The sequence below is a fragment of the Candidatus Njordibacter sp. Uisw_002 genome (assembly GCF_047730155.1).
Taxonomy (GTDB): Bacteria; Pseudomonadota; Gammaproteobacteria; order Pseudomonadales; family Balneatricaceae; genus Njordibacter.
This window is the reverse complement of sequence record NZ_CP159832.1, coordinates 943,521-957,601: the sequence shown is the minus strand read 5'-3', so window position 1 is coordinate 957,601 and position 14,081 is coordinate 943,521. Positions and strand designations below refer to the sequence as shown.

At 42.6% G+C, this 14,081-nt stretch carries 17 protein-coding genes; 10 read left to right on the top strand and 7 right to left on the bottom strand.

What is annotated here, in order from left to right:
• Positions 1 to 3: 3 nt before the first annotated feature.
• Entirely contained in the window at positions 4 to 1,017 is a 1,014-nt protein-coding gene (locus tag ABXT42_RS04555; protein ID WP_443629185.1) for a serine/threonine protein kinase, read from the bottom strand.
• Between the two features lie 124 nt (positions 1,018 to 1,141).
• Between ABXT42_RS04555 and ABXT42_RS04550 the strand changes: the two genes are divergently transcribed.
• The 10 genes from ABXT42_RS04550 (at position 1,142) to ABXT42_RS04505 (ending at position 8,803) form a co-directional block, all read left to right on the top strand.
• The gene (locus tag ABXT42_RS04550) at positions 1,142 to 2,176 is read left to right on the top strand and encodes an MBL fold metallo-hydrolase (protein WP_443629184.1); all 1,035 of its coding nucleotides are present in this window, start codon (positions 1,142 to 1,144) and stop codon (positions 2,174 to 2,176) included.
• A 14-nt stretch (positions 2,177 to 2,190) separates the two neighbouring features.
• Positions 2,191 to 2,403: an RNA-binding S4 domain-containing protein gene (locus ABXT42_RS04545; RefSeq protein ID WP_443629183.1), complete on the top strand. Its 213-nt coding sequence runs from the start codon at positions 2,191 to 2,193 to the stop codon at positions 2,401 to 2,403.
• Between the two features lie 3 nt (positions 2,404 to 2,406).
• Complete coding sequence (locus ABXT42_RS04540) at positions 2,407 to 3,594, top strand: benzoate/H(+) symporter BenE family transporter (protein ID WP_443629182.1); 1,188 nt, start codon at positions 2,407 to 2,409, stop codon at positions 3,592 to 3,594.
• 27 nt (positions 3,595 to 3,621) lie between these two features.
• Positions 3,622 to 4,659, top strand: coding sequence for a histone deacetylase family protein (locus ABXT42_RS04535; RefSeq protein WP_443629181.1), 1,038 nt, complete (start codon positions 3,622 to 3,624; stop codon positions 4,657 to 4,659).
• A 75-nt stretch (positions 4,660 to 4,734) separates the two neighbouring features.
• A complete protein-coding gene (gene ppnP / locus ABXT42_RS04530; RefSeq protein ID WP_443629180.1) occupies positions 4,735 to 5,016 on the top strand; it encodes a pyrimidine/purine nucleoside phosphorylase in 282 nt (93 codons plus the stop codon).
• A gap of 13 nt (positions 5,017 to 5,029) precedes the next feature.
• On the top strand, positions 5,030 to 5,464 hold the full coding sequence (gene trxC / locus ABXT42_RS04525; RefSeq protein ID WP_443629179.1) for a thioredoxin TrxC: 435 nt from the start codon (positions 5,030 to 5,032) through the stop codon (positions 5,462 to 5,464).
• Between the two features lie 35 nt (positions 5,465 to 5,499).
• A complete protein-coding gene (locus ABXT42_RS04520) occupies positions 5,500 to 5,742 on the top strand; it encodes a DUF5062 family protein (RefSeq protein ID WP_443629178.1) in 243 nt (80 codons plus the stop codon).
• Between the two features lie 31 nt (positions 5,743 to 5,773).
• The gene (locus ABXT42_RS04515; RefSeq protein ID WP_443629176.1) at positions 5,774 to 6,550 is read left to right on the top strand and encodes an enoyl-CoA hydratase; all 777 of its coding nucleotides are present in this window, start codon (positions 5,774 to 5,776) and stop codon (positions 6,548 to 6,550) included.
• Positions 6,551 to 6,557: 7 nt separating this feature from the next.
• The gene (locus ABXT42_RS04510) at positions 6,558 to 7,139 is read left to right on the top strand and encodes an HD domain-containing protein (RefSeq protein WP_443629175.1); all 582 of its coding nucleotides are present in this window, start codon (positions 6,558 to 6,560) and stop codon (positions 7,137 to 7,139) included.
• Between the two features lie 65 nt (positions 7,140 to 7,204).
• Positions 7,205 to 8,803: an ABC-F family ATPase gene (locus ABXT42_RS04505; RefSeq protein WP_443629174.1), complete on the top strand. Its 1,599-nt coding sequence runs from the start codon at positions 7,205 to 7,207 to the stop codon at positions 8,801 to 8,803.
• Positions 8,804 to 8,838: 35 nt separating this feature from the next.
• Here the strand turns inward: ABXT42_RS04505 and ABXT42_RS04500 are convergent, their stop codons facing one another.
• The 6 genes from ABXT42_RS04500 to ABXT42_RS04475 all read right to left on the bottom strand — a co-directional run bounded on the left by ABXT42_RS04500 (position 8,839) and on the right by ABXT42_RS04475 (position 14,048).
• Positions 8,839 to 9,297, bottom strand: coding sequence for a pilin (locus ABXT42_RS04500; protein WP_443629173.1), 459 nt, complete (start codon positions 9,295 to 9,297; stop codon positions 8,839 to 8,841).
• Between the two features lie 75 nt (positions 9,298 to 9,372).
• On the bottom strand, positions 9,373 to 9,570 hold the full coding sequence (locus tag ABXT42_RS04495) for a DNA gyrase inhibitor YacG (RefSeq protein WP_443629172.1): 198 nt from the start codon (positions 9,568 to 9,570) through the stop codon (positions 9,373 to 9,375).
• Positions 9,567 to 10,166: a dephospho-CoA kinase gene (gene coaE / locus ABXT42_RS04490; protein WP_443629171.1), complete on the bottom strand. Its 600-nt coding sequence runs from the start codon at positions 10,164 to 10,166 to the stop codon at positions 9,567 to 9,569. Before coaE ends, ABXT42_RS04495 begins: the two co-directional genes overlap by 4 nt.
• A gap of 52 nt (positions 10,167 to 10,218) precedes the next feature.
• Entirely contained in the window at positions 10,219 to 11,427 is a 1,209-nt protein-coding gene (locus ABXT42_RS04485; RefSeq protein ID WP_443629170.1) for a type II secretion system F family protein, read from the bottom strand.
• 11 nt (positions 11,428 to 11,438) lie between these two features.
• On the bottom strand, positions 11,439 to 12,635 hold the full coding sequence (locus ABXT42_RS04480; protein ID WP_443629169.1) for a GspE/PulE family protein: 1,197 nt from the start codon (positions 12,633 to 12,635) through the stop codon (positions 11,439 to 11,441).
• Positions 12,636 to 12,707: 72 nt separating this feature from the next.
• Positions 12,708 to 14,048: a deoxyguanosinetriphosphate triphosphohydrolase gene (locus tag ABXT42_RS04475; protein ID WP_443629168.1), complete on the bottom strand. Its 1,341-nt coding sequence runs from the start codon at positions 14,046 to 14,048 to the stop codon at positions 12,708 to 12,710.
• Positions 14,049 to 14,081: the final 33 nt, after the last annotated feature.

Here is a 14,081-nt window from a genome sequence, read left to right as displayed (position 1 = left end):
TAGCTAGATAAGCTCCATCATGGGCTCATTCAGGGCCGATAGCTGCTCTCTTAGTTCTAAAATATGTTCCCCCCAATAGCGCTCTGTATTAAACCAAGGGAAGCTATGGGGAAAGGCTGGGTCCTCCCAGCGCCTTGCCAACCATGCCGCGTAATACATCATTCGTAAAGTACGCAGCGGCTCAATCAATGCCAGCTCTTTGGGTTTAAAGTCGTAGAATTCATTATAACCCTCCACAATCTCAGACAATTGCACTCTTTGTCGATCGCGATCGCCTGAAAGTAACATCCATATATCTTGAATAGCCGGCGCCATACGTGAATCATCAAAGTCGACAATATTTGGAGCATCGTTGCGCCACAACAAGTTACCGCCGTGGCAATCGCCATGCACACGAATGTAGTTCACACCATCAGTATGTGCAAAAGCTTGGTCAATGAGAGCCAGTAAATCAGTTGTTAAGCTGTCGTATGCCGCTTTTAAAGATGGAGGAATAAAGTATTCACTCACAAAGGCCACACTATTATGACCAAAGGTTTGAGGGTTTATAGATGGTCTATGTTGATAGGGTTCTACCGCTCCAAGAGCATGAATACGCCCTAACAATCTGCCCATTGTATAAAGGTTATCAAGATCATCAAGTTCTGGGCCATGTCCTCCCTTTCTTTCAAACAAAGCAAATTGAAAATCCTCATAGTGCAACAAACTTAAACCCTGCGCATTAATTAATGGAGGCACTACAGGCAGTTCATAATCTGCCAGGGCAATACTAAAACTATGCTCTTCTAAAATTTGTGCGCTAGACCATCTCTTGGGCCGATAAAACTTTGCTATAACAGGAACTGCTTGATCTTCAAGACCAACTTGGTAAACACGATTTTCATAACTATTAAGCGCAGAAATTCGTCCATCGCACACATAGCCTTGGCTTTCAACCGCATCCATGATGTAACTAGGTGTCAATATTGAAAATGGATGAGCTTCGTTGGTCATAATAGCCATTAGGTAGTGATTCAATGCTCAAGTATATCCTTCTGGCTATATTTAATCAGCACCAATCGCTTTCAAAAAACTTTGTATAATCTTGCTATAGCTCCGTATAATGTTCAGACATCAGGCCCATTAACTCAGGCAAGACTCCATGACTGCAACTAACGCACTACAGTTTCCTATAGGTGAGGCACCCGCCATGGGTCAACCAATGGAAGTTGCCGACGGAGTATACTGGCTGCGCATGCCCTTACCATTTTCCCTTAACCACATAAACTTATGGCTATTGGAAGACAATGACGGTTGGACTATCGTAGATACTGGCATCAATACCTTAGCCACCAAGGATCTGTGGCAGCAAGTATTTGATAGTCATCTTAAAAACAAACCCGTTAATCAGCTCATCGTCACTCATTTACACCCTGATCATGTTGGCTTGGCTGGCTGGTTGTGTGAAATTTGGGATTTAGAATTACAGATGTCCCGCACAGACTATATGGCTTGTCGAGTATTGATGTCTGACACGGGAAAACCAGCTCCTAAAGCAGCCATTAATTTTTACCAACGCGCAGGTGTCAGTGATGAACAGCTGGCCGTTTATAAAGCTAAATTTGGTGGTTATGGCAAAAGTATATATCCTATGCCTGATAGCTTTATACGCCTGCAAGATAATGAAACAGTCGTAATGGCTGGACAACAATGGCACATCATTGTTGGTCGTGGGCATGCCCCAGAACACTTGTGCCTTATGTGCCCCGCACTGAATGTATTCATAGCTGGCGACCAACTATTACCCTCTATCTCTTCCAATGTGAGTGTGTGGCCTACGGAACCTCACTCTAACCCGTTAAAAGATTGGCTTGATTCATGTGCAATGTTACAACAAAAGGTTCCTGCTGATGTGCTAGTATTACCGTCACACGGACAGGTGTTTTTTGGTGCCCATCAACGCTTACAAAGGCTCATAGATGGTCATGAGAAATCTCTTGTTAAAATAGTATCAGCATGTGCACAACCACAGCGCAATGTGGATCTATTCAGCCATTTGTTCCGCCGCCCTATAACTGATGATGTACTGACTTTGGCTGTAGGTGAAACTCAAGCTCATCTGAACTATTTAGTAAGTAAAAACAAACTCCAAACCAGCACCGATGATATGGGTGCTATCTGGTACCAAACCCTTTAAAAGAAGACTATTTTATGCACATTATTACGATCAATTTTGAACCTGTTGAATTATTTAAAATCTTAAAATTTGAATCTATTGTTGGCAGTGGCGGCGAAGCTAAAAAAAGAATTGGTGAAGGATTAGTAAAAGTTAACGGTGATATTGAAACACGCAAAAGCCGTAAAATGGTGGCTGGTGACACTATAGAATTTGAAAAACGCCATTACGAGTTAAAACTAGCTTAAACCATGGGCATTAATCATTGGTTTAAACCTGCCCATATCAGTGCAGGTTTTATTGCCCCTTTAGTAGGGTACACCAGCTCTGCGGCCATCATATTTCAAGCTGCAAATAGTGCAGGTGCCAATGATGCCATGGTAACCAGTTGGTTTTGGGCCTTAGGTGTCGGCATGGGTTTGTCTACTCTAGGCTTATCGTGGTTTTATAAACAACCAATTCTTACAGCATGGTCTACGCCTGGCGCAGCCATTTTAGTGACAAGTTTAGCAGGGGTGCCTTTTGCTGAGGCCATTGGCGCATTTGTAGCATGTTCAGCATTAATCATCCTAGTGGGTATTACTGGGTGGTTTGATCGCATTATGTCCTACCTGCCCAAATCTATAGCCGCCGCAATGTTGGCTGGGATTTTAATGCCCTTTGCTATACATATGATTTTGTCATTACAAACACAATTAACCTTAGTTTTATTGATGATGGTGGCATTTTTTGTAAGCCGTGTTATTTGGCCAAAAACTGCTGTGATGTTCACCTTATTACTGGGTTTTTTAGTAGCAGCAACTCAAGATTTAATCATCTGGCAAGACGTTAGCTTACATGTCTCAAGCCCCATTTGGACCACTCCACAATGGTCTTGGTCAGCAACTATAGGTGTAACAATTCCACTATTTATTGTCACCATGGCTTCACAAAACGTACCTGGCATAGTAGTGCTTCGAAGCCACGACTATGACGCACCTGCAGCGCCTTTAATCACATGGACTGGTATTACTGGATTTGTTCTGGCCCCTTTTGGTGGTTTTGCTTTTAACTTATCGGCCATCATGGCAGCCATATGTATGGGCAAAGACGTAGATACTGATCCTACACAAAGATATCGATCTGCGATTTGGGCTGGACTATTCATTATAGCTACTGGCGTATTAGCTGGAAGTTTAACTGGATTATTTAACAGTATGCCGCAGGCAGTGGTAGTGACTATTGCGGGCTTAGCATTGCTTGGCACTATAAGTAGCAGCCTTAACACAGCACTAGCTCTAGAAGCTGAGCGTATTCCAGCGCTTATCACTTTAATTGCTACTGCATCAGGTGTGGTTATATGGGGTATAGGCAGCGCATTTTGGGGCTTAATACTAGGTTTTATTGCTCTATTAATCCAACGGACCCTTTCACCTACACCTGCATCTAAATTAAGCTAATCTAAACGTGCGGTACTGGAGTTTTTTATGAAAACAGTTTATTCATCTGAACATATTTTGCGCAATGCTAAAACTGAACTTACAGGTGGGCAACTAGTCACACCTTACGAATGCCCACAACGTGCAGATTACATCCTGTCAGCTATAAAGGATGCTCAACTTGGTGAAATTATTGCGCCGTCACAGTGGCCAAGAAATTGGATAGAAAGCGTACATGACACCAACTATTTAACTTTTTTAGACACTGTATGGCAACGCTGGATATATGCAGGTAATCAGGGTGAGGCGATTCCTAATATTTGGCCCTCTCGCTCCATGACAAGTCAACGAATTCCTAGACATATTGAAGGCCAACTAGGCTATTACAGCTTAGCGGGAGAGACTAGCATTAGTGAAGGTACCGCAGAGGCCGCATGGGCGTCAGCAAATGTAGCTTTATCTGCAGCAGAAATATTGAATCAAGGCGAAAAAAGCGCTTTTGCTCTTTGCCGCCCTCCTGGACACCATGCTTCGCACGATCAATATGGTGGTTACTGCTTTATCAACAATGCGGCTATAGCAGCACAAAAATTGCGCTTTGATGGTGCAAAAAAGGTAGCAATTTTAGATGTTGATTTTCATCATGGAAATGGCACACAAGAAATTTTTTATCAACGCGATGACGTATTATTTTGCTCGATCCATGGTGACCCTATGGTAGCTTTTCCTTATTTTTTAGGCTTTGCTGATGAAACAGGGCAAGGTAAAGGCGAAGGCTTTAACCTTAACATTCCTCTGCCACGAGGCACATCCTACTCGATATGGCGCTTAGCTCTTTGTCGTGCGATGGAAAAAATCCTTGAATATGGTGCAGATGCTCTGGTTGTCTCATTAGGCGTAGATACCTTCGAAAACGATCCTATTAGCTTTTTTAAACTCAAAAGTGATGATTTTACTAACATGGGTGAAACCATTGCGACTATGGGGTTATCCACCCTATTTATAATGGAAGGAGGGTATGCTGTAGAAGAGATTGGCACCAATACAGTTAATGTTCTAAAAGGCTTTAATAATCACCATGTATAGTGTTTTTTTGAGCTATGATTCAAACATTAAATAGGGCAAGATATACGCTCAAATAATACAAAAGAGACTCATGCTATGCTTTCGATCAATTCGTACTTCGACGATCATGTTAAATCCATCGCCTTTCAAGGTAAAACCAACGCCACTACCGTAGGTGTGATGGACATAGGCGAATTTACATTTGGTACTAGCCAATATGAAGTAATGACCGTAATAGACGGTGAACTTGAGGTGAAGCTACCAGGCACACAAAGCTTTAACACTTTCACCAATGGAGACCAATTTGAGGTAGAAGCTAACAGCAGCTTTGAAGTAAAGGTTGTGCGTCAAACGGCTTATCACTGTACGTACGAATAACCAAGAGTAACCCATGACTACTATCACTAGCCGATGCCCCCATTGCCAAAAAAACAACCGTCTACCTACACAAAGAGTGAAAGATGACCCTACTTGTGGAGCCTGTAAAAAAACATTATTTTCTGGCAAACCAGTTGTTGGCACTCAAACTAATTTTAATGCACTAATTCAAGGTGAAAAACCAGTAGTGGTAGATTTTTGGGCGCCTTGGTGTGGCCCATGTGTTGGCTTTGCACCCGTATTTGAACAAGCGGCTCAAACACAATCAAAAGAACTTATTTTTGTAAAAGTAGACACTCAAGCAGAGCAAGCGCTTGGGGGGCAATTTAATATACGCAGCATACCTACTTTAATGGTCTTTAAAAATGGCAAAGTCATAGACCAATTAAGTGGAGCTCTACCACAGCAGCAGTTTATGCAGTGGTTGAATGACGCAGTAAATAAATAAAGTTCGGATTTGAACCTCTTAGAGATAAATGGACGATGAAAAAACTCAAAAATGAAAAAGAGCTTGTCAAAAAAGCCATCACCTTAGGTGCCGCTTATGCCAAAACACGTGGTGTTGCACAATTTGAAGCTACAGACTCTGCAGCAAATAAAATAGAATATATCTATAGGCTACTTGTACACGATAAGCTTATTCAACCATTGCCAGAAAACCAGGTGTCACAACCTAGCATGCAACACAAACTAGCCTTGTGGGTGGACCGTCAACTTAACCCATAATAGCAGGCGATGAACCATAGGAAGAAGCCTTATGCTTAAAGATCAACAAGCTTATGTAAGTTTAGAATACCACGATCAATGGTTAGAGATTACACTTAACCGCCCAGCCAGCTTTAATGCATTATCTCAAAAAATGATGGCGGAGCTGCAAGAGGCGATTTTTCTGGCAAATGAAAACGACACTCTTACCTGCATTATCATTAAAGCTAAAGGCAAAGCTTTTAGTGCCGGGCATGACCTTAAAGAAATGCAAAACCATGCCACACAAAACTTCTACCAAGAACTATTTAAACAGTGTAGCCAGTTGATGCAATCAATAGTGCGATGCCCAATTCCAGTAATTGCGCAAGTGCAAGGCGTTGCCACAGCTGCAGGTTGTCAGTTAGTCGCTAGTTGTGATCTAGCCATTGCATCTAATAATGCTCGTTTTGCAGTATCTGGCATTAACTTGGGTCTCTTTTGCTCTACTCCTGCTGTCGCTCTTAGCCGCAACATTCATCCAAAGCACGCGATGGAAATGCTCTTAACTGGAGATTTCATTACTGCCGATAAAGCAGTAAGCTTAGGATTAGTTAACCAGGTTGTTACGGATGATGAGCTAGAATACGCAGCAAGGGCCATGGCCCGTAAGTTAAGCCAAAAAGCGAAAGCTGCTGTGCGAACAGGCAAAGCAATGTTTTATCCTCAGTTAGATATGCCCTTGGAGCAAGCCTACGACTATGCCAGTGAGCATATGTTAAACAACTTAAAAGATGAACAAACCCAAACTGGGCTCAATGCATTTGTCTTTAAAAAACCTCAAGCTTAGGCCTATTATGCAAGAACTTACTCAAATCATTGGCTTCGTAAAAGAAATTGATAAGCTCAAAGCAGTACTTAGAAAGACCCGCCCAATGGGTATGGAGCGTTACGAGAACTCCGCTGAGCATTCATGGCAAGTTACCCTAGCGGCACTAATGCTCAAAGATTATGCCGCGCAAACTGTGGATATAAATCGCGTAATACGCATGCTTTTGATTCACGATCTATGCGAAATTGACACCGGCGACGTGATTGTTTATGACGCTGTAGGTGAAGACCACGAACAAGCAGAAGCGGCTGCCACAAAGCGCATTTTAGGCATGCTACCTAACAACATGGGAGATGAATACATTACACTGTGGCACGAATTTGAAGCTGCCAATAGCGCTGATGCGCGCTTTGCCAAGGCCTTAGATCGAGCTTTACCATTAATGCATAATTTAAATGACCAAGGACACAGCTGGATCACCCACGGCATCACTAAAGAACAGGTTAAAACGGTTAATGGTATTCGTATAAAAGCAGGTTGCCCGCAACTTTGGGACCTACTTGAGCCATTAGTTGATGATGCTCAATTAAAAGGCTGGTTATGTTAGCCTGATAGGCGCAGAACTGGTAGACTACGCGCCCTAATTTCACTACCAGTAAACAGTATATTCCCTTGATAACTACCGCAAACATCACCATGCAGTTTGGCGCTAAGCCATTATTCGAAAACATTTCAGCTAAATTTGGCAATGGCAATCGCTACGGCCTCATTGGTGCCAACGGATGTGGCAAGTCTACATTCATGAAAATACTAAGTGGTGAGCTAACACCAACTTCTGGTAACGTTTCCTTCTCTCCTAATGACACTGTAGGAACTTTAAGCCAAGACCAGTTTGCGTTTGAAGAATCTACTGTCATTGATGCTGTCATCATGGGCGATGCCAAGCTATGGCAAGTAAAACAAGACCGTGAAGCTATCTATAGCCAGCTTGAAATGAGTGAAGAGGATGGCATGAAGGTGGCTGAGTTAGAAGTTGAATTTGCAGAAATGGACGGCTACAGTGCTGAAAGTCGTGCTGCAGAGATTCTAACTCAAGCAGGTATCGATGAATCTTTCCATTGGGGCTTAATGTCTCAAGTAGCACCAGGCTGGAAATTACGTGTACTTTTAGCTCAGGCATTATTTGCTGATCCAGATATTTTATTGTTAGATGAACCTACCAACAACCTGGATATTACTACTATAAATTGGCTGACAGAAGTCTTGAGTCAGCGCCGCAGCACCATGATTATTATCTCTCACGATCGTTATTTCTTAAATTCTGTATGTACCCATATGGCTGATATCGACTATGGAGAGCTGCGGGTGTATGCCGGTAACTACGAAGCCTATACCGCTGCTTCTAACTTAATACAAGAACAACTACTATCATCAAATGCTAAGAAAAGTGCCGAACGTGCAGAGTTACAACAATTTGTAGCACGTTTCTCTGCCAATGCATCAAAGGCTAAACAGGCTTCTTCTAGAGCAAAGAAATTGGAAAAAATAGAACTAGATGAAGTCATTGCATCCAGTCGGGTGTCCCCTTACATTGGCTTCACCCCACATAAAAAACTTCATCGCCAAGCATTGGTCATAGAAAAACTTAGCCATGGGTTTGACGACGAAAGTTTGTTTAATGATGGTGAAATCATCTTAGAGGCTGGGTCAAAACTTGCTGTCATTGGTGAAAACGGCGTTGGTAAAACGACCTTTTTACGCTGCTTATTAGAGCAACTCAAAGCTAATAAAGGGGTTATAAAGTGGTCTGAAAACGCAGTGCTTGGATACTGCCCTCAAGATAGCACTATTGATTTTGGTTCTGATTTAACATTATTTGATTGGATCTCTCAATGGCGTACACCTAAACACGACGACCTTACCGTAAGGAGTATGTTAGGTCGCCTGCTTTTCACTGCAGATGACTATCTAAAGAAAGTAGCTGTATGCTCTGGTGGTGAAAAAAACCGCCTATTGTTTGGTAAGTTGATGATGCAAGACACTAACGTGTTAATTATGGACGAACCCACTAACCACTTAGATATGGAAGCCATTGAGTCTTTGAACAAAGCTTTAAAAGCTTATGATGGCACACTGATTTTTGTGAGCCATGACCGTGAATTTGTATCTTCACTAGCCACTAGAGTACTAGAGATAAAAGATCAGACTTTGGTTGATTTCCACGGTACCTATGGCGAATACTTAGCTAAGCAAGCTGTCGATAAACGCTAATTTATCACTAATGGGTTTAGTCACGCAGGCCTAACTTAAGGCCTGCAAAAACCCATCTCTATGCAAGTCCCCCCCGAAGAATAGGTTAATAAGCCAGCACTATTTATATTGGGGGTTAGTATAAATGTATAACTTCCAGCTGCTTTGGTTCCAACCCCTGTGATCGTGCCATTAGTTGCTAATATATTAATACTTTGAGTATTATCGCTAGCTTGTGGTACGGGCATAGCAAGCTCTGCAAAGGTATCGCAAGCACTGATATTCTCCCCTACCTGCAATAAACAAGCAGATTGAGCAACACGGATGGCGTGGCTTAGTTGCACCACTTCCATAAAACGTGTTTTTTGAAGATATGTTTGATAGGTTGGCACCGCAAACGCAGCTAATATGCCGATCAAGGCGACCACAAGCAGCAATTCAAGCAAAGAAAAACCATTGCTCAAGCCTGTGGGCTTTTTATTCAAATTTAGACAATTTTTAATAGCGTACAACATATCACCTTCCTGTGATTATTTTAATACGCTTTAAATATAGCTCACATACCGGTGGTTGCAGATTAATTGATTTAATTAATCGTGCTGATCAGAGGATTCAAGCAAGGCACTTGAGAAATCATTTTCTAGCTCATCACCTGCAATAGCGTATTCGCCACTAGCCCATGCACCTAGATCTATTTGCTGGCAGCGTTCACTACAAAAAGGTCTATGGTCATTTTGTAAACTCCACGTAAGTTCTTTTTGGCACTGGGGACAGGGATATTGGCTCATAATGTTTGTTCCGTCATCTGACAAAGGTGTTGGTGTAGTTGCAATACTTTTGCACTAAGGTACTTGAGATCGTGTTGATTATCCAACACCCAATCTGCCCTTAACAAGCGCTCATGTCTTGGCAATTGAGCATTCATAATAGCGTTAATTTGATCGACCTCACTAGCATCTCGTTGACATGCACGTTGCCTTTGGAGGGCTTCACTGGTGTCAACCACGACTACAAAACTTGTCTTTTTATATTGCAGAGTTTCTAATAATAAGGGTGATTCCAAGACACTATAGATGCCATGAGATGTCGCTAATTGCGCATCAACAGCGCAGCTTATAAGAGGGTGCAATAACGCTTCTAACCACTGCTTTTGAGCTTTATCAGCAAAGATTTTTTGACGTAATGAGACTCGATTTAACGTGCCATTTTCAAGCAGTATTTCGTGACCAAAATGCTTAGCAATGGCAGCCAGAGCTGGACTTCCTGCGACCACTACGTCTCTGGCAATCTGATCTGAATCCACTACCCAAGCACCTAGAGTTTTTAACTGAGCACTCACTACACTTTTACCACTACCAATGCCACCTGTGAGACCCACTATCATTTTTTTACCCTGATAAACCAACACACATCATTATACCAGCACTCTATCCTTGTCACATCATTTGCCCCATTTGAAATAAGGGTAAATAAAGCGCAACTAAAATCAAACCTACAAACCCAGCTATCAGAATAAGCAGTGCTGGCTCTAACAGTTGCTCTAACCATTGACTTTTACTAACCACCTGAGCTTCATAATAATGCTGTAATTGAGTGAAACTAAGCCCCAAGTCACCAGCAACTTCACCTATCCGTATTAGCTGTAAGGTTTGTGCCGACCAAGACATTTTAGTCAAAATTTGGCTTAGTTTTTGACCTTGTTGAAGCCCTAAAATAGAAGCATTTAAGTCTCTAGACATGATCTCCCATCGGCTACTGTTGGCAGCAAGGGCCAAGCAATCTAATAAAGGAACACCGGCGTTAAACGTCAAGGATAACACCAAAAACACATCTGCTTTACTGTGCAGTCGCATCAATTCGCCAAGACCTGGAATGTGCAAGAGTACCCACTCTAATTTCACACGTAAATTAGCCTTAGACCACAGCCAAACTAAGCTAATATAAGTGCATATCAAACCAACTAACATGGCGCCTATGCTATCTTGCACCATATCGGAAAGACCCAGCAACCATTGAGTAAGCATTGGCAGCTCATAGTTACCTGACGTATATAAGTTTGCTACCTGTGGCACCACCCAGTAGATAATTACTAAACTCACCATCAAACCGCTAAAAAAAGTAATGAGCGGCATAAATAAGCTCCGTTTAAAACGTCGCTTTAAGTTTGCCTGCTGCACCTGCTTCTCATGCACTTGGGCTAACAGTGTAGCCAATTCACCACTGGCTTCCCCCGCTTCAACTAGGTGCACTATTGTGGTTGGAAACAATCTACTTTGGGAAAGGGAATTTGAAAAACTTACACCACTAAGTAATGCATTTTGTATCTGAATCAGCTCATAACGCAGCCGCCCTGACGCTTGCTGCAAGTGCACTAAGGTAATACAGGACAATAAAGGTAAGCCAGAAGATAACAACTGAGCCCATTGCCCAAGCAATGCTTGTAAATGCTCATGATCAATACGTTTGGGCCAATGACGCTGCCAAGGCCACAACCTTTGAACCTTAATAACCTCAACTCCCTCCAAGGCAAGCGTTGAACGTAATAAGGCAAGGCTGGTACATTTTTTTACACCACTTGTGTGTATCGACTTTGAGTCTAACCCATACCAAAGCCACCACTGCCATAAGTGCTCCCAATAACTCACTATCCTAAGTTTCACCACGTGACTCGATTCACTTCAGCAATACTGGTATCACCTGAAATAACACGCCACAAACCTTGTTGACGCAAGCCTGCACCGCATTCTAGCTCTTGCACTCTCCTACAGGCCACTGAGTCGCGTTTAGAGTGATCCATAACCAACAGATCAAACACGCCAAAACGCCCGTTGTAGCCACCTTGACACTCATCACACCCGACCGGAAGGCAAGGGTTAATTGCGCCAAAACAAAATTCGTAGCTAGCTGCAGCATCTAACCACTCCCTACTAGCAAAAGATTCAATCTGTAGCTTGCTCATGGGGCTTTTACATTGGCTACATAATCGACGTACTAGGCGTTGGTTAATGATTAAACTCAAGCAATAGCTCAATGCCAACATATCCACACCCAATCCATGACATCGATGAATGGCTTCACTTAAACTACTGGTATGCATGGAAGTTAACAGCAAGTGCCCAGTTTGTGCCGCCTTGAGTGCAACATCTGCACTATCAAAATCACGCAGCTCACCAAGCATAATGACATCAGGATCCTGGCGTAATAGGGCCCTTAAAATTTGGCTGTAAGATAAATCAATAGCTTCATTCACTGCCACTTGATGCACATCACCTAGAGCCACTTCTACAGGGTCTTCAGCGCTCACAATATTAAGATGGGGGGTTTGAATTTTTTTTAAGCAGCTATACAAAAACATAGTTTTGCCACTGCCAGTTGGGCCCGTTACTAAGATAAGACCTTGGGGTTTACTCAGTTGAGTATGTACAATTTTTATCTGTTCAAAAGAGAGCCCTTGCTTACTCAGGTCAATATTTTGTTGTTGCCATTGCAACCTAAGTACTAACTTTTCACCCCAGTGTCCAGTCAAACTGCTACAACGTATGTCTACATACTGGTCGTTAAGCTGCCATTGAAAGCTACCATCTTGGGGCCTACGTGATTCACTAATGTCCATTTCACAAAGTAACTTAATACGCACTACTATGGCATCTGCTATAGAAGCTGGTAATTTGTCAAATGGAGATTTCATTAATTGCATCAGGCCATCAACCCGCATGCGTAACTGCATGCTCTGGCACTGTGGTTCCAAATGCAAATCAGATGCTCTGGCCAGTAATGCCACTTCTAATAGCTGGTCTGTTAACGCAACAATATTAGTAAGAGATACAGAAGTACTTAAGGGAATATCAGACATACGCATCCTTGCGTTAGTTATCTATCCTTTTAAGCTTAGGTCATATTTTAAAAATAACACCTAAGTTATTTTTTATTTCATTTCACCACTTAACTGACGCGCTAAATCGACTGCATAGTTATCAGTCATACCACCAATAAAATCCATAGTGCAACATAAGGCCTGGTAAGCCGTTGCTCCTTGTTCTGGCCGATGAGCACCCATCAAAGCTAGGTGCTTTTCGGCTTTAAAAGACAAACGTTTATCATCTGATGGCTCACCAATTGCTAGAGCTGCAGGCACAAAACCGTCTAGCAGTTTTTCTAGCACTGAGTATGCTGCTAATTCTGTGCGATGACGCTCAGGGGCTAAAAATATACGGTTTTTTGCTAAGGCTTTAGCATCGCCAATAACTTTTTGAGTGATGGGGTCACAGTGGGAGATCAAGTCCCCTTCTAATTTACCCTCAAGCAATGCGGGGATATGTTGCATAAACGTTTGTGCTGCAGACTGCACAAGATAGTCAATAACCTTGCCACGCAGCAATGCTAAGCGCCTAGTGGAGTAATATGCGTCAACCATTGCGGTGCGTTTAGGCACCTCTGCTGGCCCCGTAATAGGCGCCAACAGCTCCAATACATCCTGTTCGTCAATGATACCTAGCTCTACACCGTCTTCTAAGTCGATGATGGCATAACAAATATCATCGGCAGCTTCCATCAGATACACTAACGGATGCCTACACCATTGAAAGTCGCCCTGCTGTATAAGCCCTACGCGATCTGCAATGTCAGCCAATATGTGTTTTTCTGATTGCAAAGAACCAAACTTAGACTTACGTTCACATTGCACCGAATTGGATAACCACGGGTATTTAACAAAACTGCCCAGAGTCGCGTAAGTGAGGCGCATGCCGCCATTAAATTGATGATATTCCAATTGTGTAAGTGTACGTAAGCCTTGGGCATTGCCTTCAAAATTAAGTAGGTCAGATTGCTCATCCAAGTTTAATTGGGTCATGCCACCTTGCTGCGCATAGCTAGCAAACCAATGACGAATGGAACTCTCACCAAAATGCCCAAATGGCGGGTTGCCAATATCGTGTGCTAAACAAGCAGATTGTACAATCGCACCTAAGTCATGGGGCTCAATCCAGCTTGGCCAATGTGGTTGGTTTTGTAAGCTTTGACCTACTTGAATACCCAAACTACGACCCACACTTGAGACTTCTAAACTATGAGTTAAACGATTATGCACATGATCATTATGAGACAACGAGTGCACCTGAGTTTTGTGTCCCATACGCCTAAACGCACTGGAAAATATCAGTCGATCATAATCTTTGTGGAATGGGGTACGTCCCTTATTGTGCTCTTGCGTATAGGGTTTGCCAAAACGCTGATCAGCTAACAAACCTTGCCATGTCATGGCCATTATTGATGTCCTTGTGCATATGGTGAAAAAGAT